At 52.8% G+C, this 21,607-nt stretch carries 19 protein-coding genes; 12 read left to right on the forward strand and 7 right to left on the reverse strand.

Features of this window, described 5'->3' with window-relative positions:
- The first annotated feature begins 4 nt into the window (after window positions 1-4).
- On the forward strand, window positions 5-1,240 hold the full coding sequence (locus QWY30_RS10480; protein ID WP_290240788.1) for a CaiB/BaiF CoA transferase family protein: 1,236 nt from the start codon (window positions 5-7) through the stop codon (window positions 1,238-1,240).
- Here QWY30_RS10480 and QWY30_RS10485 read toward each other — a convergent pair.
- Complete coding sequence (locus QWY30_RS10485; RefSeq protein WP_290240790.1) at window positions 1,200-1,991, reverse strand: HpcH/HpaI aldolase family protein; 792 nt, start codon at window positions 1,989-1,991, stop codon at window positions 1,200-1,202. The genes QWY30_RS10480 and QWY30_RS10485 overlap by 41 nt on opposite strands.
- Before the next feature lie 127 nt (window positions 1,992-2,118).
- Between QWY30_RS10485 and QWY30_RS10490 the strand changes: the two genes are divergently transcribed.
- On the forward strand, window positions 2,119-2,790 hold the full coding sequence (locus tag QWY30_RS10490; RefSeq protein WP_290240792.1) for an isochorismatase family protein: 672 nt from the start codon (window positions 2,119-2,121) through the stop codon (window positions 2,788-2,790).
- A gap of 25 nt (window positions 2,791-2,815) precedes the next feature.
- On the opposite strand, the gene QWY30_RS10495 is transcribed toward QWY30_RS10490, so the two are convergent.
- Complete coding sequence (locus tag QWY30_RS10495) at window positions 2,816-3,478, reverse strand: nitroreductase (RefSeq protein ID WP_290240793.1); 663 nt, start codon at window positions 3,476-3,478, stop codon at window positions 2,816-2,818.
- A gap of 85 nt (window positions 3,479-3,563) precedes the next feature.
- On the opposite strand from QWY30_RS10495, the gene QWY30_RS10500 reads away from it, so the two are divergent.
- From QWY30_RS10500 to QWY30_RS10515, 4 genes are read left to right on the forward strand one after another with little or no spacing between them, the layout of a single operon-like run.
- A complete protein-coding gene (locus QWY30_RS10500; RefSeq protein WP_290240794.1) occupies window positions 3,564-4,529 on the forward strand; it encodes a tripartite tricarboxylate transporter substrate binding protein in 966 nt (321 codons plus the stop codon).
- 28 nt (window positions 4,530-4,557) lie between these two features.
- Window positions 4,558-5,781 carry a CaiB/BaiF CoA transferase family protein gene (locus QWY30_RS10505; protein WP_290240795.1) on the forward strand — a complete coding sequence of 408 codons (1,224 nt, stop codon included), beginning with the start codon at window positions 4,558-4,560 and terminating at the stop codon, window positions 5,779-5,781.
- A gap of 48 nt (window positions 5,782-5,829) precedes the next feature.
- The gene (locus QWY30_RS10510) at window positions 5,830-7,518 is read left to right on the forward strand and encodes an N-acyl-D-amino-acid deacylase family protein (protein WP_290240796.1); all 1,689 of its coding nucleotides are present in this window, start codon (window positions 5,830-5,832) and stop codon (window positions 7,516-7,518) included.
- 17 nt (window positions 7,519-7,535) lie between these two features.
- Entirely contained in the window at window positions 7,536-8,231 is a 696-nt protein-coding gene (locus QWY30_RS10515) for an enoyl-CoA hydratase/isomerase family protein (RefSeq protein ID WP_290240797.1), read from the forward strand.
- Between the two features lie 36 nt (window positions 8,232-8,267).
- Here the strand turns inward: QWY30_RS10515 and QWY30_RS10520 are convergent, their stop codons facing one another.
- The 5 genes from QWY30_RS10520 to garD all read right to left on the reverse strand — a co-directional run bounded on the left by QWY30_RS10520 (window position 8,268) and on the right by garD (window position 15,560).
- Window positions 8,268-8,885: a nitroreductase family protein gene (locus QWY30_RS10520; RefSeq protein WP_290240799.1), complete on the reverse strand. Its 618-nt coding sequence runs from the start codon at window positions 8,883-8,885 to the stop codon at window positions 8,268-8,270.
- Between the two features lie 34 nt (window positions 8,886-8,919).
- Entirely contained in the window at window positions 8,920-11,940 is a 3,021-nt protein-coding gene (locus QWY30_RS10525) for an FAD-binding and (Fe-S)-binding domain-containing protein (protein ID WP_290240801.1), read from the reverse strand.
- Window positions 11,937-13,151: a pyridoxal-phosphate-dependent aminotransferase family protein gene (locus tag QWY30_RS10530; RefSeq protein ID WP_290240803.1), complete on the reverse strand. Its 1,215-nt coding sequence runs from the start codon at window positions 13,149-13,151 to the stop codon at window positions 11,937-11,939. The genes QWY30_RS10525 and QWY30_RS10530 overlap by 4 nt, the downstream gene beginning before the upstream one ends.
- A gap of 121 nt (window positions 13,152-13,272) precedes the next feature.
- Window positions 13,273-14,055 (reverse strand): nucleotidyltransferase family protein, encoded by a 783-nt coding sequence (locus QWY30_RS10535; RefSeq protein ID WP_290240805.1) that lies wholly within the window; start codon window positions 14,053-14,055, stop codon window positions 13,273-13,275.
- Window positions 13,992-15,560: a galactarate dehydratase gene (gene garD, locus QWY30_RS10540; RefSeq protein ID WP_290240806.1), complete on the reverse strand. Its 1,569-nt coding sequence runs from the start codon at window positions 15,558-15,560 to the stop codon at window positions 13,992-13,994. The genes QWY30_RS10535 and garD overlap by 64 nt, the downstream gene beginning before the upstream one ends.
- A 125-nt stretch (window positions 15,561-15,685) precedes the next feature.
- On the opposite strand from garD, the gene QWY30_RS10545 reads away from it, so the two are divergent.
- The 6 genes from QWY30_RS10545 to QWY30_RS10570 all read left to right on the forward strand — a co-directional run bounded on the left by QWY30_RS10545 (window position 15,686) and on the right by QWY30_RS10570 (window position 21,594).
- Window positions 15,686-16,219, forward strand: coding sequence for a cupin domain-containing protein (locus tag QWY30_RS10545; RefSeq protein WP_290240808.1), 534 nt, complete (start codon window positions 15,686-15,688; stop codon window positions 16,217-16,219).
- Window positions 16,220-16,363: 144 nt separating this feature from the next.
- Window positions 16,364-17,527, forward strand: coding sequence for a mandelate racemase/muconate lactonizing enzyme family protein (locus QWY30_RS10550; RefSeq protein ID WP_290240810.1), 1,164 nt, complete (start codon window positions 16,364-16,366; stop codon window positions 17,525-17,527).
- A gap of 42 nt (window positions 17,528-17,569) precedes the next feature.
- A complete protein-coding gene (locus tag QWY30_RS10555; RefSeq protein WP_290240811.1) occupies window positions 17,570-18,568 on the forward strand; it encodes a S1 family peptidase in 999 nt (332 codons plus the stop codon).
- Between the two features lie 32 nt (window positions 18,569-18,600).
- A complete protein-coding gene (locus QWY30_RS10560) occupies window positions 18,601-19,926 on the forward strand; it encodes a DUF2135 domain-containing protein (protein ID WP_290240812.1) in 1,326 nt (441 codons plus the stop codon).
- Window positions 19,927-19,950: 24 nt separating this feature from the next.
- The gene (locus QWY30_RS10565) at window positions 19,951-20,658 is read left to right on the forward strand and encodes a methyltransferase domain-containing protein (RefSeq protein ID WP_290240813.1); all 708 of its coding nucleotides are present in this window, start codon (window positions 19,951-19,953) and stop codon (window positions 20,656-20,658) included.
- Between the two features lie 105 nt (window positions 20,659-20,763).
- Window positions 20,764-21,594, forward strand: a complete 831-nt coding sequence (locus tag QWY30_RS10570; protein WP_290240815.1) for an aspartate dehydrogenase — start codon at window positions 20,764-20,766, stop codon at window positions 21,592-21,594.
- Window positions 21,595-21,607 lie beyond the last annotated feature (13 nt).

Here is a 21,607-nt window from a genome sequence, read left to right on the forward strand (position 1 = left end):
TGACATGAGTCACACAGAGCAGCCGCGTCAGGCGCCCACGGGTCCTCTGGCCGGGATTTGCGTACTAGAGCTTTCACAAATCATGGCGGGACCGACCTGCGGAATGATGTTGGCCGACATGGGCGCCGATGTCATCAAGATCGAAAAAATTCCCAAAGGGGACGACTCACGCGGCTATCAGGATCCCAGGATCAATGGGGTATCCGCACCTTTTTTGGTATTGAATCGTAATAAACGCGGACTTGCTCTGGATCTGAAAAATCCTAAAGGCGCTGACGTACTCAAGCGCATGGTCGCTCGGGCAGATGTGCTCACTGAAAACTATCGTCGCGGGACGCTTGAAAAGCTGGGAGTGGGTTATGACACGCTCAAACTTCTCAATCCGGGTTTGATTTACAGCGTGGTGTCTGGCTATGGCCGCACGGGTCCGCTTGCCGATAAGGGTGGTTTTGATCTTATCGCGCAGGGTTTCAGTGGCTTGATGAGTATTACGGGGCATCCCGGAAGTCCACCGGCAAAAACGGGTAATCCTGTATCGGATATCAATGCGGGGATTTTGGCGTGCGTGGGCATTTTGGCGGCGCTCGTCCATCGCGGAAAGACCGGACAGGGTCAAATTGTGGATACCTCTTTGATGGAGGCGGCCATGCAGCAAACGTATTGGCAGGCCGCCATGTTTTTCGCCACGGGGATTTCTGCCGGACCAGGCGGGTCAGCGCATCCTTTGACAGCACCTTATCAGGCTTTCAAGACTGCCAATGGATATCTGAATATTGGCGGAGCGAATCAGGCTAATTGGGAGCGTGTGGCTGAGACTCTCGGACATCCCGAATGGAAAACTGATCCGCGTTTCGAAACTAACACCATTCGTTTAGCGAATCGCGAGCAACTTGAGGCGTTGATCGAGTCTGAGTTGTCCAAAAAAACGACCGAGGAGTGGATAGAGATTTTCGACACGACGGGTGTGCCTGCGGGGCCTGTGCATTCAATCGAACAAGCCTTTAGCCATCCTCAGGCGATTGCCCGCGAGATGGTGGTCGAATCTGTTCACCCCAAGGCGGGTCCTGTAAAAGGTGTGGGTTTCCCCATCAAGTTTTCCGAACAACCCCGCACCGCAGTTCTGCCCGCACCCGAGCTTGGTGAGCACACTGTTCAGGTGCTGAGGGAGTTTGGATTCATGGACGGTGAGATCGATGACCTCATTCGCGAGCGTGTTGTTGCGCAAACTGTCGACAATTAGAGAGCAAGGTATCGCTGGCTTTGGCCAGCAGTCCTTGGTCTGAGCCTAGACCGACCATCTTGTAGCCCCATTCGATGTAGCGTTGCACATCCGCTTCGGAGGCAGCCAAAATGCCGATCGACTTGCCATGTTTAGCGGCGACCGCAGGAAGCGATTGAATTGTTTTTTGAACATCCGAATGATGTTGCTGACCTAAAAATCCCATGCTGGCAGCCAAGTCGTTCGGTCCAACAAACGCCCCATCGATGCCTTCGGTGCCGATGATGGCATCGAACTGGTTCACGCCCGGCGCGGATTCGATCTGCACGAGTACACAGATTTGCTCGTCTGCGGTTTGAGCATAATTGGCGATGCGTCCCCAGCGATTGGCGCGTTGCTGGCCAGCGACTCCACGAACGCCACGATGGGGATAGCGTGTCGACAAGACAATTTCCCCGGCTTGGGCAGCTGATTCCACATTCGGCAAAATCAACGTCCGCACGCCCATATCCAGATACTGTTTGACCAGATCTTTGTCGAACTTCACCAAACGAACTGCGGGCTCGAGATTGTAGGCGCCCAGCATTTGCAGCTGCGTCAATACGGTATGCATATCGTTGGGCGAGTGCTCCATATCGAGCGTGAGCCAGTCGTAGCCAGAGCCTGCGACAATCTCGGTGGAGTAGCTGCTGGAGAGCGCACACCACAGTCCGAGTTGAATTTTTCTGTTGTACAAGGCCGCTTTGAGTGCGTTGGGTTTGAGCGTTGTCATATGCGTTTGTCTTTTCTTTTATGATTGATTTTTGCGATGGTAAAGCACTTCGTTCATTTTAAATAGATGTTAAGTTCAATCTTGGCGGAATGGCTCAGTAAGATTTTGTTGCTAAAAGGATCGTGGCATGGACAAGCTAGAAAAATGGCGTGGATACATTCCTGATGAGGAACTGCAGACTTATAAAAAGGGAGGGTTTGGCGAACGGATCGGCATGGGCGCGCGCGTGGCTTTGCTCAACGTTGACACCACTTTCATGTTTGTCGATCCTGCGTATTCAATGTGCGGCAGGGATATGACGTCTGTGACAGATGCGGTGACAGCATTGACCGAACAGTTTCGACTATTGGATTTACCTATCTATTACAGCCGACGCGACGATAGAAGCCATCCCACTTATCGGGGCGTCTGGAATTACAAGCTTGCCGCACCAGACGCTTTCCAGTACCACAGTGATCCGCGCGCTGACCAGTGGCCAGAGGCGTATGCGCCCCGACCGATTGATCGTATTGTTCTAAAAAACAAACCATCCTGTTTTTTTGGCACTCCGCTCGAATCATTTTTGCGTTATGACGGTATCGACACGATCGTGGTGTGTGGTATTTCCACTTCGGGATGCGTGCGCGGCGCGGTGTCAGACGCTTTTGCGCATAACTTCCGTGTCATCGTCGTCGAAGAGGCCTGTGGAGACCGCAGCCCTCAGGCTCACAAGGCGAATCTCTTCGATATGGACATGAAATCCGCGGATGTCGAGTCTCTTGCTTATGTGCAAGAACAGCTCGAAGCGAAGTTCGCGTGAAGTCTGCAGGCGATTGTTGTTGTCTTCAACGATGCCAAGTCGTGAATTCGTCAATCGCCATGCGCGTGCTGTGGTAACTGTTGATCGGAGCGCTCAAGTCGGGGTAGCCCAGTGACATCGAGACGATAAGTTTTTTGGTGGAGGGCAGCCCCAGACATTCCCGGATGGCATCGGGGTAGCCTGAAACGGAGGCTTGCATGCAGGTACCCAAGCCCGCGCCATGTGCGGCAAGTGTGAAGGACTGCAGAAATAATCCCATGTCCAGCGCTGACCAGTGACCGAGCGCCTCGTCCATAAAGAAAAACACCGCGCACGGAGCGCCAAAAAACTTGAAGTTTTGCAACCGTAATTCATTACGCAGCTTGCTGTCGTCCCGGCCAATCCCTAAAGCGTTGAATCGGCGTGTTCCGTGGTCTCTCGAACGAAAATCCAGGGCAGGAGGCCAGGACTCAGGCGCTGCAAAGTCGTAATTCGGCGGCGTGTTATTGCTTGCAAGTTTGAAGAGGATATCGGAAAGTGTCTCACGCGTTTTTCCCGTCACGATGGAGACTTCCCAGGGTTGCGTGTTTTTGTAAGAGGGGCTGCGGCCAGCTGCTTGTAACACCTCTCGTAAAACAGTCTCTGGTACGGGGGTCTGTGTAAAGCCACGAATACTTTGACGCGAATTGATTCCCTGCAGCAAGTCCATCTTAGAGTCTCCAAAGTTTTTTTCTGCGGCGATTGTAGCGATGGTTTAAAGTAACGCGTGATATTTTGATTTTTGGAGACTTAAAATGCGTTTTCCATTTTCCCGCGCTGTGCTGGCAGCCGTTGCTTTGCTGGGCACCACCTTGACGCATGCGGCCTATCCAGACCGCAACATTACATTGGTCGTGACGTATCCGCCTGGCGGGACAGCGGACCGTGTCGCGCGTTTGATTGCCCCCGAGTTGGCAAAAGAACTTGGTCAAAACGTGATTGTGGATAATCGCGGTGGTGCCGGCGGCATGATCGGCGCAGCATATGTCGCCAAAGCGGCGCCAGATGGTTACACCATCATGCTGGATGCGGCCAACCACACGCAAAATCCTGCCTTGCGCAAGATGCAGTTCGATACGCTCAAAGACTTTTCTTCTGTCATGTTGTTGCAGCGTGTCCCGAATATCCTGGTTTCAAACCCCGCCTATCCCGTCAAAACGGTACAAGAGCTGATCAAGGTTGCGACCCCCAAGACGCCGGTTGTGCATTACGCCACATCCGGAGCGGGTAGCGCCCAGCATTTGGCGGGGGCGTTATTCAATGCGCTGGCGGGTACCCATCTTGAGTCCGTGCATTACAAAGGTGGTGGTTTGGCGATCACCGATGTGATGTCTGGTCAGGTTCCGCTTGCATTTGCCACGGTGGGGACCGCGCTTCCACAGATCAAGTCCGGCAAGCTCAATGTGATTGCCTCGGGTGGCGAAAAACGATCCGCAGTGTTGCCGGATGTTCCAACGATCGCCGAGAGTGGAGTCAAGGGCTATTCGAGCTACGAGTGGAACGCTATTTTTGCTCCTGCAGGGACTCCACCCGCTGTCATCGATCGTTTGAACAAAGCGTTGGTCAAGGTGATGCAGCAGCCGTCGGTCAAAGCCGGCATTGATGCATTCAGTGGAGAGATTATCGCCTCATCCCCACAACAGCTTGAGGATTTCCGGCGCGCCGAAATTGAAAAATGGCAACGCGTCGCTAAAGAATTCGACATTAAGCTTGATCAATGACAATGTTTAAATGAATTGGAATCCCACCATGTCAGGTCCACTTTCGCACATCAAAGTTCTCGATTTGTCCCGCGTGTTGGCGGCCCCCTGGGCTGCTCAAAACCTCGCCGATTTAGGTGCGGATGTCATCAAGGTTGAACGCCCTGTCAAAGGCGACGATTCCCGGGCTTTTGCACCCCCTTTTTTGAAAGACGAGCAGGGTAATACCACGCGTGAATCCGCATATTTTTGTGCGGCTAATCGCGGTAAGCGTTCGATCACAATCGATATCTCCAAGCCCGAAGGTCAAGAGCTCGTTCGTGAACTGTCCAAAAACGTGGACGTCATCCTTGAAAACTATAAAGTGGGTGACCTTGCGCGCTACGGACTTGGTTACGAGGACATCAAGAAAATCAATCCCTCAGTGATTTATTGTTCCGTGACAGGATTTGGCCAGACCGGTCCTGAAAAGGATCGCCCAGGTTACGACTTTATGGCCCAGGGCATGGGCGGACTGATGAGTATCACAGGCGAGCGTGATGACCTGCCAGGTGGCGGCCCCCAGCGTGTCGGTGTGCCAATTATCGACTTGACGACAGGAATGTATGCAAGCATTGCGATTTGTGCGGCGATCGCGCATCGCGCGGTCACCGGCAAGGGCCAGTGGATTGATGTTTCGTTGCTCGACTCTTGCGTTGCATTTCTCGCGAATCAGGCGATGAATTATTTTGCAACTGGCGAGTCACCCAAGGCAATTGGTAATGCTCACCCGAACATCGTTCCATACCAGACATTCAAAACTGCCGATGGCGCGTTGATTCTTGCCTGCGGGAATGACAACCTGTTCAACAAGTTTTGCGAGATCGCGGATTGTGTCCATTTATCAAAGGATCCGCTCTATTCAACAAATGGTGCACGCGTTAAAAATCGCGAAGCCATTACCAACATTTTGAATGATATTTTCCTCAAGAAAACAACCCGCGAATGGGTCAAGTTACTGGATGAGGCGGGTGTGGCAAATGGTCCGATCAACAATGTTGCTCAGGTCTTCGAAGAACCCCAGGTGTTGGCGCGCGGGATGAAGATCGAACTGCCTCATGCAGTCGCTGGAAAGGTTCCTCTGGTGGGAAGTCCAATGAAGTTTTCCGACACACCCATCAAGCATGAAATTCCACCCCCTGCGCTGGGGCAGCACACAGACGAAATTTTGATGTCCGTGTTAAAAAAATCGCAAGACGAAGTCACTTCGCTCAAGACGAAGGGCATCGTCTAATGAAGAGCTGAATGTAAGAGCTACATTTAAAAATATAAGGGGAGACATATGTACGACTTGATTATCAGACAGGCCCGTGTGTTTGACGGACTGGGCAATCCCGGAAAAATTGCAGACGTTGCCGTGCAAAATGGCATTGTGGCTGAAATCGGGTCCGTCACGGGGCCGACAAAAAATGAGGTCGATGCAAAGGGTTTAGCCTTGATGCCGGGTATTGTGGATTTGCACACGCATTTCGACGCCCAGGTCACCTGGGATTCGACGCTTTCGCCTTCGCCAGCTTTGGGTGTCACGACAGTGGTGATGGGAAACTGCGGTTTTGGCATTACCCCTTGCCCTGCCGAGCATCGCGAGACGATGATGAAAAATCTCTCCGTCGTCGAGGGTATGGATCTCAATGCTTTGCTCAATGGCATCAACTGGAATTTTGAAACCTTCAAAGAGTACATGGATCAATTGCGTGCAACTAAGCCGTATTTGAATACTGCGCTCTTTGTCGGTCACTCTGTGGTGCGCACCGCGGTGATGGGCGAGGCCGGATCACAAAAGGTGGAGCCTTCACGCCAAGAGCTTGAGGCCATGTGTCAGCTGGTACGCGAGGCCATGCAGGCTGGCGCGATTGGTTTTGCTTCCTCATTCTCACCCAACCACAGTGGCTATGGCGGTATACCCATGCCATCGACAATCGCGACCGAAGAAGAGCTTCTCGCCCTGTCGGGCGTGATGAAAGAGTTCGATAAGGGTGTGTTCATGATGGCCACGGGTGCACGCGCCACGCCTGAGGTGATTGAGAAGGTTGCCGCCAACAGCGGTCGTCCTGCTTTTATCTCGACAGTTTTGTCGATGTACAACCCTGCAACACCTGATCTGGCGATCACCTACTATGAAAAAGCCGAGCAGGCGCGCGCGCGTGGTCATGAGGTCTATATCTTGACGAGCTGTCAGCCGCTGTCCTTTGACTTCACGCTCGAAGAGCCTTATCCGCTGTTTAGTCACTCCGCATTTGACCGGGTTAAAAACAGACCTGCAGAAGAGATTTTGAGTGCCTACAAAGATCCTGCTTTCCGTCAGCAGTTTAGAGAGGATCTTAAAAACCTCAAACCAGGCATTTTGTTCCTCGGCGATTGGAATTATCTTGAAGTTGGGGAGGTTTCCCGGCCGGAACATGCCGAACTTGAAGGGATGACTTATGTCGAACTCGGCAAGAAGTGGGGGATGGATCCTCTTGATGCCTTTTTCGAGCTCGCGATCAAAGAAAATTTGAAAAACCATGTGATCGGTAAATTCTTTAATCATATTGATGCCGGAGTCGCACCTTTGCTCAAGCACTCCTCCTCGGTCGTGACGCTGTCAGACGCCGGGGCGCATCTGATCTACATGTGTGATGCTGCCTTTGGTTTGCATTTCCTGGGACACTGGGTGCGCAAGACGGGGGAGTTTTCACTCGAGGAGGGGATTCGCCGCATCACGAGTCATGCCGCCGACCGTTTCAAAATTCCGAATCGGGGTCGTTTGATCAAGGGCGCGCCCGCTGACATGCTGTTGTTCGATCCTCAAGAAGTCGGTATGACCAAACTTGAAACCTTACATGATTTGCCAGGTGGTGGTGCCCGCAAGGTTCGTTCCGGTACAGGCATTCATGGCGTGTGGGTGAACGGCTGCATGGTTCACGACGGTAAGGACTACGTCAAACTCGCCGAAGGTCCTGGTCATGTGATTGATTCCTTCATGCACTAAGGCCTGGGCATTTCAATATGATTATTTCAAATCTCGACCAAGGCGTGCTCTGGCTGACGCTTAATCGCGCGGGGGCCGCTAACGCTCTCAATCAGGCGCTCTACGATGCTTTGCATTTGGCGCTGCGGCAGGCCGTCGCGGATCCGGAGGTCAAATGTATCGTCCTGACTGGAGAGGGACAAAAGGCCTTTTGTGCGGGGGCTGATTTAAAAGCGTTTGCCGAGCTCGGGCGCGAGCAAGCAGAGCTTCGCCATCTTGATTTGCTGGACAGATGTTTCGAGGATGTCCTGGATTGCGGCAAGCCAGTTGTGGCATGCGTGCAGGCTGCTGCCGTGGGCGCGGGTTTGATGCTGGCTGCGCTCTGCGATGAAATCGTGATGGCAGAGCATACTTGGGTCTCATTGCCTGAAGTGCTCTTTGATATGCCCACGCCGATCGGCGCGGCGATTATGGCACCAAGAGTGAGCCGACGTCTCATGCATCGGCTGGTTCAGCTCGGTGAGCGTGTTAATGCCTCAGAGTGTTTGACCGAAGGTTTGGCGACACTCGTCGCGCCCTCTGAGCAATTAAGGCAAGTTACCCAGACACGCGCATTGGCACTGGCCGCGATTCCAAATCATGCTTTCGCGCTAAACAAGCAGTGGATCAATCACCACACAAAAGCCGAGCTTGCCCAGGCGTCTCGCTTGGCACGCTCGGTCCTTGAGCATTAGTCGAATACAAGGCGAGCACAGACTTGCCTTGATGGATCAAACGATGGTAAGTACTTCCTGGACAGGAAGTCGCGGTTTTTGCGGCCAATTGCCCGCTGCGGCAACACCGACTGCGACCAGCATGGCAGGAACTTCTTTTTCAGAGAGCTTGAATTCTTTGGCTACGCCGGCGGGATCAAAGCCAATCATCGGACCACTGACCAAACCCATGCTCTGAGCGGCAAGCATCAGCGTCATCGCGCCCATGGATGCGGAACGGATCGCCTCGTCACGCTGCCTGACAGGATTGCCTTCGTGACCGTCATGGGCCATTTGCACCCACGCATCTGCCATGGATTGTTCCAGCAAACCTGAAGCAACCGAGGGCTTTAACGCATGCGCCAAACCTTTATGCGCTTCAAGCTTTCCGCAGACAATGAAGGTGACAGCGGCATCAACAATTTTCTGCTGACCATAGGCAACTGCTTTGAGGCGCTCTTTCGCTTCCTTGGATTGGACTGCGATGAATTTCCAGTTTTGAAAATTGAAAGCGGTTGGCGCGCATGTGGCTAAACGAACCAGTTCTTCGATCTGTGCAGTCGTCAGACTCTTGGTCGGATCGAACATATTGGCGGAGATACGTTGTTCGATCGCTTCTTTGATTGAGAGTGTCATATTGATACGTGAGCTTTTAAAAAGTGGGGTTGTTTTATTTCAAGGCTTGCGCAAGCAGCACTGCGGTATGAGTGGCTTCAGTATCGGCTCCATCCTGAATTTGGTGTCGACAGCTTGTGCCATCCGCGACAACCACCGTGCCAGCCGCTCGTTGACGAATGGCTGGAAGCAACGACATTTCAGCCATCGCCATGGAGGCTGCGTGATGCTCTGCCTCGTATCCAAAACTGCCCGCCATCCCGCAACAAGAAGACTCAATCGTTGAAACCTTTAGATCAGGAATCCAGCTCAACACAGTTTGAACAGGCGTCAACGCATCAAACGCTTTTTGATGGCAGTGACCATGAAGCATGGCGGTATTTGTCTCAATGGGCTTGAGATTCAGGGTGCACCGTCCGGCTTTATGTTCTTTGACTAAAAACTCTTCGAACAGATACGCGTGCTGGGCGAGGAGTTTGGCTTCTTCGCCATAGCCGTAGTCAAGAAACTCGTCGCGCAGGGTGAGCAGACAGGATGGTTCAAGTCCCACAATGGCTACGCCGCGTTTGACGAAGGGTACGAGGGCGTCAAGTGTGCGTCGTGCTTCAGCTTTGGCCTGGTCGACTAAACCGGCCGAGAGAAAGGTACGACCGCAACACAATGGGCGCTCGCCAGGACGTTGATTCAGATGAACGGTGTAACCCGCTGCTTGCAACACCTGCTGGGCTGCCAGGGCGTTTTGCGTATCGATGTAGTTGTTGAACGTATCGACAAATAGCAACACCTCACGTCCAGAAACCGAGGGTGTTGGCGTCTGTTCACTATGTTGCCCTAGAAAGCTGGTTTTGAAACGTGGCAGAGAACGTTCTGTGGCCAGACCAAGTGCGCGCTTGGTCATGGCGCCCAGTACGGGTGTGTGCTCAAGTGCGCTCAACAGTCCGCCGACACGACTCGCCAAGCCGGCGTATCGGGGCATGTAAGCGACCAGCTTTTCCCGCAGGCTTGTCCCGTGGCGCCCGGCCCAGGCTGCACGGGCTTCTATCTTCATCTTGGCCATGTCGACACCTGTCGGGCAATCACGCTTGCAGCCTTTGCAAGAGACACATAGATCGAGTGTTTCTTTGACCTCGGGGCTGGCCAGACCTTCGGTTCCCAGTTGTCCGGAGAGTGCAAGACGCAAGGTGTTGGCTCGTCCCCGGGTAAGATGTTGTTCATCTTTAGTGATGCGGTAACTGGGGCACATCGTACCCGCATCGAACTTGCGGCAATGCCCGTTGTTGTTGCACATCTCGATGGCCGAGGCCAGTCCACCGCTGGCATCTACTCCGGTGCCAGGTGCTGTCTCCACGCCGGTCATTGGATCACGCAGGACGTTCCAGGCGGACCAGTCCAGTGCGGTCGGTGTAGAGGCGACTGTGTAGCCGGGTGCAAAACGGAAATTACTGCGATCATCCATCTTGGGTGGATGAATCATCTTGTTTGGGCTGAATCTGTTTTCTGGGTCGAACAGATTCTTGATCTCGGCAAAAGCCTGATGGATGCGCGGCCCGTATTGCCAGGACACCCATTCGCCTCGACAAAGACCATCACCGTGCTCACCCGACAGCGCGCCTTTGTATTCTCGGACCAGCGCCGCAGTTTCTTCGGCGATCGCGCGCATTTGAGCGGCACCCTCGCGGCGCATGTCCAGAATCGGTCTGACGTGCAGCGTACCCACGCTCGCATGGGCGTACCACGTACCCTCGGTGCCGTAGCGATTAAAGACTTCGGTCAACCGACTTGTGTAGTCTGCAAGATGTTCGAGCGGGACTGCGCAGTCTTCGACGAAAGAAACGGGTTTGCCGTCTCCTTTCATGCTCATCATGATGTTCAGACCGGCTTTGCGCACATCCCAAAGTGCCTTTTGCGCTTTGGCTTCAGGCATTTTGACGACACAGTTTGGCAGTCCCAGATCGCTCATCAGGACGTCAAGCTCATCCAGTTTTTGAATGAGCGCCGCTTGGTCTTGGCCGGCGAACTCCACCAATAAAATCGCAGCGGGTGATCCGACGAGGGCTTTTTCGATCACGGGCCTGAAAGATGGATTTTCCATCGCGAGATCGATCATCGTCCGGTCCACGAGTTCGACAGCCGTGGGTTTGAGCTTGACGATATGTTGAGTCGTTTCCATGGCTTTGTAAAAGCTCTGGAAGTTCACGACGCCAAGAGTTTTGTGCTCGGGTAATGGAGAAAGTTTGAGCGTGATTTGGCGACTATAGGCGAGGGTACCTTCTGAGCCCACCAGCAAGTGAGAAAGGTTGGCGAAACCATCATCCGTGTACGCACGCGGATTTTGGCAGTCGAACAAGTCGATGTTGTAACCTGCAACGCGCCGTAATACTTTTGGAATGCGTTCGGCGAGCTCACCGCGCTCACGCGTCGCAATCGTTTTGAGCGTTTCCAAGATCTCAGTTAGGCGAGTACCTTGTACAGGCTCTTTCAATGAGCCAAAATGCGCCTGGGTTCCATCGGCAAGTACCGCATCAATACCCAGCACGTTATGAACCATGTTGCCATATTCGATCGAGCGTGAACCACAGGAGTTGTTGCCTGTCATGCCACCGATCGTGCACTGAGCACTCGTCGACACATCAACAGGAAACCAGAGGCCATAAGGCTTGAGCCAGGCATTGAGGTGATCCAGAACAATTCCTGGTTCGACCGTGACAGTGCGTGCGTGCTGATCGAAATCCACGACATTGCACAACCAACGGCTGTTGTCGATGATGAGTGCTTCGCCAACCGTCTGACCGCATTGACTGGTGCCTGCTCCTCGCGACAAGACCGCCACCTTTTGATCGCGTGCGATATCGAGTGCGCGCAGAACGTCAGCTTGATCATGTGGCACGACGACGCCAATTGGCGTGATCTGGTAGATCGAGGCATCCGTCGAATAACGTCCACGACTTGCGCTGTCAAACAACACATCCCCTCGCAACTCATTTGACAGGAGTCGCGCAAGCGGAGAACGGGTTCCGGACTTGGTCGGTGAAAAGATGACTGGCTTGGGGATGACGGGTGATGCGACTGAGCTCATGATGCGTTTGCGAAATAATCCATGCCTGCTGCCACGCCGCTGCCTGCGAGCTTGACGCCGGAGAGTTTCAATCCCATCTCGATACCCGTCAAGGTCGCGAGCAAGGTCAGGTCATTGCTGTCTCCCAAGTGACCAATGCGGAACATGCGGCCCTTGAGTTTGCCAAGCCCGGTGCCGAGCGACAGGTCAAAACGCTGTTGCACTAATTTGCGAATGGCATCGGCATCGACGCTTTCAGGGGTAATCACACCAGTCAATACGGGGGAGTACACGCTTGGATCGGCACATTGAATCGGCAAGCCCCAAGCGGTGACGGCCGCGCGAACGCCAGCCGCCCAGCGCTGATGGCGCGCGAACACATTTTCCATACCTTCTTCGGTCAGCATGTCGATCGCTTCCGAAAGACCATAAAGCAAGTTTGTGCTTGAGGTGTAGGGCCAGTAGCCGTCTTTGTTCATCTCGACGATCTCGTCCCATGCCCAGAAGGAACGGGGTAGGTTTGCTTTTTTGGAGGCCTCGATCGCGCGTGGCGAGAGCGCGTTAAAACTAATGCCAGGTGGCAGCATCAAACCTTTTTGGGAACCACTGATCGACACATCAATGCCCCATTGATCGTGCCTGAAGTCCGCGCTGGCCAAGCCGGAAATCGTGTCAACCATCAGGAGTGCAGGGTGCTTGGCATCGTCGATGGCTTTGCGTACCGCAGCGATGTCCGAGGTCACACCTGTCGATGTCTCGTTATGGACGACACAGACCGCCTTGATGCTGTGTGATTTGTCCTCGAGCAAGCGGGCATGGATCATATCGGCCTGTACGCCGCGACGCCAGCCAGGTGCATTGGGTAAGTGCTCGTCTTTGCCCTGCCATGACAGCAATTCTGTCTTCAGGCCAATACGGGTTGCGAGCTTGTTCCAGAGAGAGGCAAACTGACCCGTTTCAAACATCAGGATGTGGTCGCCCGCACTTAGAGTATTGACCAAGGCGGCTTCCCAGGCACCCGTGCCCGAAGCGGGATAGATCACAACGGGATGCTCAGTCTTGAAAATCGTTTTCATCCCTTCCAGAACCTTGCGACCCAAGGCGCCAAACTCTGGTCCGCGATGGTCGATGGTTGGCAGGCTGATCGCACGCAAAATACGATCCGGCACGGGACTTGGGCCGGGGATCTGAAGGAAATGGCGACCAGTGGGGTGAAAATTGAGTTTAAGCATGAAAGCTCCAAGTTGGACGTTTGGAGAAAAATACCATAAGGCGCGCCTGGATTGGCTCAAACACGCACGTGTCTAGCCGAAAGCTTCAAAATGGTGCGCGGTCTAGGGAAAAGCCTGATTGCTAATTTTTATGGTGTGGAGGGTCGAATGCAGGTGGTTCAAGCGCAATGCCCGTACGTAGCGCAAATTTCTCAAGATCTTGCGGATGATCGATGTCAAAAATGAAATGATCGGATGCGGCTGAAAATCGATGGACCTCATCGGAGTGTACGTTGATGAAGTCACGACAAGTCAAGCCGCTGTCCAACACCCGATCCGCAGTGGATGCATCCAGTATCACGGGGTTGCCACGCTGTCCGTTAAAGACCGGGTAGACAATGGTGCATGCCGGTGGGCGCTGATGAAATGCGTTTAAACATTCCTGGAAGTCTGTCGCCTGCATCAAGGGCTGATCAGCCAGAGCGATCATCACAGGGGTAGGGAAGTTGCCATGCGCCGTGAGCGCTCTCAGCCCAAGTCGCACGGTTGTTTGCTGACCCTCCTCAGGGTGAGGATGTCGAACGATTTCTATCAGGACTTTGCACGTTGTTCGAATGCGCTCAAGTTCAGCCTCGATGTCGGAATAATAAAAACCGGTCACCACGACAATATGAGTGGCGCCCGCGGTATTCAACCCTTGAATCTGCCGCTCGAGTAGGGACTGACCATCAAGCTTGAAAAGACTTTTTGGCATGCCTCCTAGCCTGGAGCCTTTTCCTGCCGCGAGCAGGACGACGCGAAAAGCGTGTGCAGAATGTGTAGGCATGGTGTGGGCGATATTCGTGGTCAGAGGATGACCTTTCAGGTGATCGGAGCCGGATTGAACAGCACCAGAGAGTTTTGGATTTTCCAGTGTTCCGCCCAAGTTTTGCGTCCACTGGCAACGTCGAGCATTAGATGGAATATTTCCCAGCCAAGTTCATCCAGGGTGAGTTCTCCGTCGGCGACTCGTCCCGCATTGACGTCCATCAGATCGTGCCATCTTCTGGCAAGGTCGGTGCGTGTCGCGACTTTGATCACAGGGCAATGTGCCAGTCCATAAGGGGTGCCGCGTCCAGTGGTGAAGATATGCAAATTCATGCCGGCTGCGAGTTGCAAGGTCCCACAGATAAAATCACTGGCAGGCGTGGCAGCATAGACGAGGCCGCGCTGATCGCGGGCGAGCTTTTCACCGGGGGGAAGTACGCTTGAGATCGGGGCGGTTCCACTTTTGATAATCGACCCCATCGCTTTTTCAACAATATTCGCCAAGCCACCGGCCTTGTTGCCGGGGGTGGTGTTCGCGCTCCGGTCGACCTTGCCGCGTGCCAAGTATCGGTCATACCAGTCGAGCTCGGCGACGATATCGTGGGCCACCTCCGGTGTCGCCGCGCGCGAAGTCAGTTGGTCGACGCCATCGCGCACTTCAGTATTTTCACTAAACATCACTGTCGCACCCGCGCGAACCAGCAAATCAGCGGCTTTCCCAAGCGCGGGATTAGCCGTGACGCCGCTCAGCGCATCGCTCCCTCCGCACTGCATGCCTACCACCAGTTCACTTGCAGGTACGGTTTCGCGTCTGCGTTGATTGAGTCTGTTCAGATGCACAGCCGCCTCTTGCATAATGGCGTCAATCATCGACATGAAACCAACATGTTTAGGGTCCTGCAAGCAAACAGTATCCACTCCTGTTGAGCGATCGTCTTTGATCGGAAAGCTACCCGGTGGCATGAGTCGATCAGGTTGCAATTTTTCACACCCCAGGCTGACTACCATGACCTCGCCACCAAAATTTGGATTCAGGCTGATATTGCGTACAGTGCGAATAGGAATAACGGCTTCGGGTGCGTCGATCGCCACACCGCAGCCGTAGGAATGTTCCAGACCGACAACGTCGTCTACGTTTGGATATTTGGGCAAAAGTTCATTTTTAATACGCTGTACCGCGAAATCGACCACGCCCGCGACGCATTGCACCGTAGTGGTGATACCAAGCAGATTACGTGTGCCAACAGAACCATCCGCATTACGGTATCCCTCAAAAGTAAAGCCCTCGAGAGGGCCACCAAGATCCGGTTTGATGGTCGCGGTGGGCAAATTTTCAAAATTCCTTGCCTCAGGCATTCTGAGTAAGCGCTCATGAACCCAGCTTCCCGCAGGAATGTCTCTGAGGGCAAAGCCGATAGTGACCCCATAGCGTTTTACAGGCTCATTCGTCTTGAAGTCGACTAAAGCTACCTTGTGTGCCTGGGGTACCCGATCTTTGAGGGTCAGCCCGTCCAAAACGATAGTGCCCGCAGCCAGACCTCCATCATTGCCTACAATCGCGACATTGTCGTCGGGGTGCATTTTGATGAGATGAGGGTTGCTATCATTCAAAGAAGTGGTCATGGCTCTGTTTTTAAACGATGATGAATGCACATCTTATACTGTCTACCCTCTGACTGAGGGCCGATGTCCGAGTCACTATCAATCCCTAAACTCTCAATTTACAGTCACTGAAGGAGTATCAAAGCATGTGCAACTCGGCCCTGAAGACCGTCATCTCGCGCACTGGATGCTTTCTTGGTGTTGGTCTTGCGATAGCTTTGACAACTTTGTCTCATGCTCACGTGGTAGATTCGAAAGAGGCTTCGGTCACAATCAATGAGAAGATTGTCGTTCCAAACAGTGGTGGGGTCACAACGATCCGATCCAACTCACCGGTCATTACTCGCCAGCAGGTTCAGATTTTTCCAGGTATTTCCACGTCATCTGCCGGCTCCAAACAACTGTCTATGAACCGCATCATTCTTCCTGCAGGCATGAAAGGTTTGCGTCATATGCATAAAGATTCGGAGACTGCCATTTATATTATTGAAGGGAATTCAAGAACGCTGATTGGCGAGAATGGTGAAATCGCAGTCGATAATAAAGCTGGGGATTTCATCTTTATTCCTGCCAATGTTTGGCACCAACCCGTCAATGTTTCTAATGAACGTGTGATTGCTGTGGAAGTCCGTGCCGATGCCGACGATAAGCAGAACGTTATCTTGGCACCCAATCAGTAATTCCTCATTAAGACCTGTCCATCCATGCTGAACTAAGAAGAAATCGATATTGTGGTGGATGAATTATTTACCTGATACATTAAACGTCGATGAGAATTTGATTCGGCCTGATGCTTTTAAACCTGAAATTGACTGATACAAAAAATGAAAATCGTTGAAATCCGCGAATCGACACGCCCCATCAAGTCGAATATTCGAAATGCCTATATCGACTTTTCAAAAATGACCTTGAGCTTGGTCGCCGTGGTCACGGATGTCATACGTGATGGCAAACCAGTGATTGGTTATGGTTTTAATTCGAATGGCCGTTATGGACAGGGCGCGTTGATGCGCGAACGTTTTATTCCGCGTGTGCTTGAGGCGGCTCCTGATTCTTTGCTGGATGATCGCGGGATTTTGTGTCCGCACAAAATCTGGGCCACGATGATGAACAACGAAAAGCCTGGTGGTCACGGAGAACGTTCGGTTGCCATCGGCACGATCGACATGGCTATTTGGGATGCGGTCGCCAAAATCGAAGGGGTGCCTCTATACCAGATGCTGGCAGATCGTTATGGCAACGGGCAACCCAATCGTCAGGTTTTCGTCTATGCGGCCGGCGGTTATTACTGGCCCGGTCAGGGACTTGAGGGACTCACAAAAGAAATGCAGAGCTATCTTGATCGCGGCTATTCCGTCGTCAAGAAAAAAATTGGGGGCGCCTCACTTGCCGAAGATTGCAAGCGCATTGAAGCGGTACTCAAACTGTTGGGACCAGGTCAGCGCCTGGCCGTCGATGCCAATGGTCGTTTCGATCTAAAGACTGCCGTGGCCTATGCCAAAGAGCTTTCTCAATACAACCTGTTTTGGTATGAAGAAGCGGGTGATCCGCTCGATTATGAATTGCAGGCCGAACTTGCCAATCATTATGAAAACCCGATGGCCACGGGTGAGAATTTATTCTCCATGCAGGATGCGCGTAACTTGATTCGTTATGGTGGGATGCGCCGCGACCGTGACTGGTTACAGTTTGACTGCGCATTGAGTTACGGTTTAGTGGAGTATTTGCGCACGCTCGACATGCTGCGCGAATACGATTGGTCTCCAAGCCGTTGTATTCCTCATGGCGGACATCAGATGTCGCTCGCAATCGCCGCCGGGTTGGGCTTGGGGGGCAACGAGAGCTATCCCGATCTGTTCCAGCCCTATGGTGGGTTTCCGGACGGTGTTCGGGTCGAAAATAGCATCGTGACCCTTCCTGAGCTCGTGGGAATTGGCTTCGAAGGCAAGGCCGATCTTTACGCAGAAATGAAGGCGCTCGCGAGCTAAGCGCTTGAGCTAAGCGCGTGAGCTCAGCGATCGGCTATTTCTATGAAACTTTCAAACCGAACGTTCGTAATCGCCTCGATCATTTTGATCTTGCTCAACCTGTTCGTCTACTTTTGGTGGGCGAACAGACCTTTCGCTGTCCTGAGGCCTGCTGACGTCAATCGTGAGATCGTTTCTGGTTTGGAGGCTGAAAGTCTCAGGATCCAGGCGCTGTTAGACAGTGCCTGCACCAGCTCTGAGTTACAAGCTTATCGCCGGGGAGAAATTGGTCCATTGCAGCGCAGTCTCCCCGAGTCAAGTCTGCCGAGCTCGCCCGCCTCACCGGCTGCACCGCCTGCACCGCCCAGTCAGACGACCACAAAAATATTGCCTCAAGAACAGCTCGTCGCCTTACTTGAATCGGCGACGGTGCGTGTACTGGTGTTTTCCGATCAAATGAAATACCTCGGTCATGGCACTGGTTTTTTTATTGATAAAAATACAGTCGTCACGAATCGACACGTCATTGAGGCAGGCAAGAAATTTGCAATCACGAGCAGCACTTTAGGTAAAGAGCCCCTGCCAGCGCGACTGATCGCGGCCACCCGTGACTCTGAATACACCAATCCGGATTTCGCTGTTCTTCGCGCAGAAAAGGTGCCTGCGAATATCCGTCCGCTTGCGATTTCAACGCAACCTCAGTTGCTCCAAACTGTGGTGGCTTCTGGTTTCCCGAGTTCCGAAATACGTGTTGATGCAAATTTGGTGACGCCCAATACGGTATTTTCCCAGGGGGAGGTGAGCGTCCTACAGCCTCAGCCCAACAACATGGTTCTCGTGCTTCATACCGCCAGGATTGCCACTGGCAGCTCGGGCGGTCCGCTTGTGAATCGGTGTGGAAACGTCGTGGGGGTGAATACTTTCATTGGTGCGCAAACTGACAAATTCAGTGACCGTTCGTTGTATGCCTTGTCGGGTAATGCGTTGCGAAGCTTCCTGGATCAGAGTGGGGTGTCTTATACAAAAGTCCCCAACGACTGTTCCACGGACCCCAAGAATTAACCCGGCCCCCAGCGCTGACAGAGCTCCTCGCCATGCAAACATTGCCGATCATCACCAAGCGCACTCAGATTGATGTTCAAGGCATCAACGGTCAGCCCATCTTCAGCTATTACCAACAGCTTCTTGGTTTGCTTAAAAAAGAAGGGCAGGATGAGAGTTTGCAACATCTGTTCGCGGAGCCTGTCACCAATGTTCTGCGCGGTGAGGTCTCATGGGTCACAAAGCTTGAGGGTCATGTTCGCGCTTTTGATACGCTGAGCCCCGATGAAAAACTAAACGTTGCCAAGACGCTTAGCCAAGCTTGCGCGACGGTGCGTCGACTCGCGGATAAAGTCGCATCAGGCTCTGGGACCTCTGCGTCCTATGGTGCCCAGGCCTTGCGTGGCATGCTGTCGACGCCTGACCCTCTGGCTTCGATCTTCTTGGTTGGAGAGCAACTGGTTATTGCTCAGTGGGGTTGTGTGCCCTATGGAGACCAGTCGGTTGATCGCAGCATCGATACACGCTTTGCTGAGGCTTTCAAGCCAGCTGTGAAAGTGATCGCCGCTCAGCAGGCCGCTCAGAGGACGTTTGCTCAGACGGCTCATACGACAGACGGACCGCCTGATCACTCTTTCAGCTTCGCGGGCTTAGCAAAATGGCTGACGCTAGCGGCTCTTGTTGCATTGTTGCTCGCAGGTCTCTTTTACAAACAGTGGAGCGTGGTGGTTGATCCTGGTCCCTCCGTTCAAACGGAAGAGGCTTTGCGCTCACGTATCGCGCAGTTATGGGTCAACGTTGAACAAAAGGCGGCGGCCTGTTTTCCGCCCGCGCCCATTCAGCCCGTTGTCCCTGCGACGCCCACTCAGCCAGTTTCAACGTCTCAGGAACCCCCTGCAACGGTGAGCACTAGCGAGATTGATCGACGACTCAAAGAAAACGCAGTCACGCAGGGGCAGTTCGTGAACGTGACTCTAGCCTGGAAAAATCAGGCGGATCTGGATCTGATCGTGGTCGAACCAAGCGGTGTCACCGTCAGCATGTACGACAATGACGTGCGCAAGTCGCCGTCTGGTGGCAGTCTCGATATTGATGCCAATGCATGTCAAAAAATGTCAGGCTGCCCATCTCGACCTGAACCAGTGGAGAACATTTCCTGGAACAAAAAGCCTCCTTCCGGTCGCTACGATGTTTATGTGGCACTATTCAGCGCAAATGTACCGATTTCACAACGTGAGGATATCCCCTATACCGTTGTGGTCACGGTTGACGGTAAAAAGACGAGTTACGAAGGCCTGATCAAAATCAACGATATGGTGTGCGGTGAACGTTGCCGCAGCAAAATCAGAATGAAAGTGGCCTCGTTTACCATCCCCTGATTTTCTTAATGCGAGTCATTTATCTTGTCACCACCTTTGATGGTAGAAAGCAAAGCATACCGAGCCTCTGTGGCGCGTGCGCTGATTGAGCAACAACCCCGAAAAGTTCTCGATATTTGTTGTGGGGATGGTTGGCTTCCATATGCCCTTGGCTCGGAGGTCGAGCTCCATGGTGTCGACTTATTTGAGCAAGCACCTCCTGGCTATCACAAGTTCATCATCGCAGACTTCAACCAAGGTTTGCCCGATGGACTCGAGCAGTACGATGCCATCGTCTGTTGCGAAGCGATGGGTTATTTACAAAACCCCGGCTTATTTTTGCAAAGCGTTCGCAATCATCTCAAAGAAGGCGGTGTTTTTATTTTGTCCATACCCAACCCAAACTACGTTGGGGCACGGATCAATCATTTGATTCAAGGTTTTCCAAGGTCTTACTCCTGGTTCAAGCAAAATGAAACAATGGAGCCTCATATGCCTTGGTTGTCACTGGGTGTTTTTCAATTGTGGCTGTTGCTGGGTCTCAATGGTTTTAAAAACATGCAGGTCCATGACGTGGACGAGGAAAAACCTCGGCACATTTGGGAACACATTTTTGGCTGGGTCATCAAAGGGTATGCCAGGCGACGCTTAAAAAAGGCGCAGACCGAAAGTTTGCGGGAGCTCTGGAAAAGCGCGATGCGTGATCAAGTCGTTTATGGTCGCCAGCTCGTGGTGTCTGCAATGGTTAAATAAGTGATGGTGGATGAAGCATTAAAAATGAGAGAGGTACCAATGCCCCAAGCTTCGATTTAACTATAATCAACGCACTTTTAATTCTTTTCTTGTTGGTGAATCCTCATGACGCAAGTTGCTGCCCAAACACCGAATCTTCGTATCGCGATCGCCGGCTTAGGCGCAATTGGAAAGTCTATTTCAACCACCCTTGCCAAGGGAGGCGTCCCAGGCGTGGAGCTCACCGCAGTTTCAGCCAAAAATCACGACAAGGCTAAGGAATTTGTGGCGACGCTGGCTCGCCCAGTTAAAGTATTGAATATCGCCGATCTGGAAAAAGAAGCGGATCTCGTGATCGAGTGTGCGCCGGCTGCGCTTTTGCCTGAAATCGCCACACCCTTTCTCAAGGCGCAAAAGCAGGTCATTGTCCTGTCAGTCGGTGCGCTGCTGTTTCATCCGGAGCTCATCGCGATGGCGAAAGAGCAGGGTGGTGTGATTCACGTTCCAACTGGCGCGCTCATTGGTCTGGATGCGATGATCGCTGCGGCCGAAGGCAAGATTCACTCTGTTCGCATGGTGACACGTAAGCCTCCCAAGGGATTGGCTGGTGCTCCTCATTTGATCGAGCACAACATCAATATCGAGGGTCTGACCGAGGCTAAAAAAGTCTTTGAAGGTAATGCCCGTGATGCAGCCAAAGGCTTTCCGGCCAACTTGAATGTGGTAGTGGCGCTTGCTCTTGCGGGTGTCGGTCCTGAAAATACTTTACTTGAAATATGGGCCGATCCAGCCGTGGTTAGAAACACTCACACGATCGTGGTGGACTCTGATTCTGCCAAGTTCACGATGACGATGGAAAACATTCCATCCGAAAATCCCAAGACAGGGCGTATCGTTGCTCAAAGCGTCATTGCGATGCTGCGCAAAATGAAGTCCAGTTTCAAGGTGGGTACTTAAGTCGCATACAAGA

Origin of the sequence: Zwartia panacis, from assembly GCF_030410395.1 — a bacterium.
Classification (GTDB): Bacteria; Pseudomonadota; Gammaproteobacteria; order Burkholderiales; family Burkholderiaceae_B; genus Zwartia; species Zwartia panacis.

Excerpts from the sequence above, each read along its gene's own strand:
- QWY30_RS10480 (WP_290240788.1), top strand. The coding sequence starts at position 5 with ATGAGTCACACAGAGCAGCCGCGTCAGGCGCCCACGGGTCCTCTGGCC.
- QWY30_RS10485 (WP_290240790.1), bottom strand. The coding sequence starts at position 1,991 with ATGACAACGCTCAAACCCAACGCACTCAAAGCGGCCTTGTACAACAGA.
- QWY30_RS10490 (WP_290240792.1), top strand. The coding sequence starts at position 2,119 with ATGGACAAGCTAGAAAAATGGCGTGGATACATTCCTGATGAGGAACTG.
- QWY30_RS10495 (WP_290240793.1), bottom strand. The coding sequence starts at position 3,478 with ATGGACTTGCTGCAGGGAATCAATTCGCGTCAAAGTATTCGTGGCTTT.
- QWY30_RS10500 (WP_290240794.1), top strand. The coding sequence starts at position 3,564 with ATGCGTTTTCCATTTTCCCGCGCTGTGCTGGCAGCCGTTGCTTTGCTG.
- QWY30_RS10505 (WP_290240795.1), top strand. The coding sequence starts at position 4,558 with ATGTCAGGTCCACTTTCGCACATCAAAGTTCTCGATTTGTCCCGCGTG.
- QWY30_RS10510 (WP_290240796.1), top strand. The coding sequence starts at position 5,830 with ATGTACGACTTGATTATCAGACAGGCCCGTGTGTTTGACGGACTGGGC.
- QWY30_RS10515 (WP_290240797.1), top strand. The coding sequence starts at position 7,536 with ATGATTATTTCAAATCTCGACCAAGGCGTGCTCTGGCTGACGCTTAAT.
- QWY30_RS10520 (WP_290240799.1), bottom strand. The coding sequence starts at position 8,885 with ATGACACTCTCAATCAAAGAAGCGATCGAACAACGTATCTCCGCCAAT.
- QWY30_RS10525 (WP_290240801.1), bottom strand. The coding sequence starts at position 11,940 with ATGAGCTCAGTCGCATCACCCGTCATCCCCAAGCCAGTCATCTTTTCA.
- QWY30_RS10530 (WP_290240803.1), bottom strand. The coding sequence starts at position 13,151 with ATGCTTAAACTCAATTTTCACCCCACTGGTCGCCATTTCCTTCAGATC.
- garD (WP_290240806.1), bottom strand. The coding sequence starts at position 15,560 with ATGACCACTTCTTTGAATGATAGCAACCCTCATCTCATCAAAATGCAC.
- QWY30_RS10545 (WP_290240808.1), top strand. The coding sequence starts at position 15,686 with ATGTGCAACTCGGCCCTGAAGACCGTCATCTCGCGCACTGGATGCTTT.
- QWY30_RS10550 (WP_290240810.1), top strand. The coding sequence starts at position 16,364 with ATGAAAATCGTTGAAATCCGCGAATCGACACGCCCCATCAAGTCGAAT.
- QWY30_RS10555 (WP_290240811.1), top strand. The coding sequence starts at position 17,570 with ATGAAACTTTCAAACCGAACGTTCGTAATCGCCTCGATCATTTTGATC.
- QWY30_RS10560 (WP_290240812.1), top strand. The coding sequence starts at position 18,601 with ATGCAAACATTGCCGATCATCACCAAGCGCACTCAGATTGATGTTCAA.
- QWY30_RS10570 (WP_290240815.1), top strand. The coding sequence starts at position 20,764 with ATGACGCAAGTTGCTGCCCAAACACCGAATCTTCGTATCGCGATCGCC.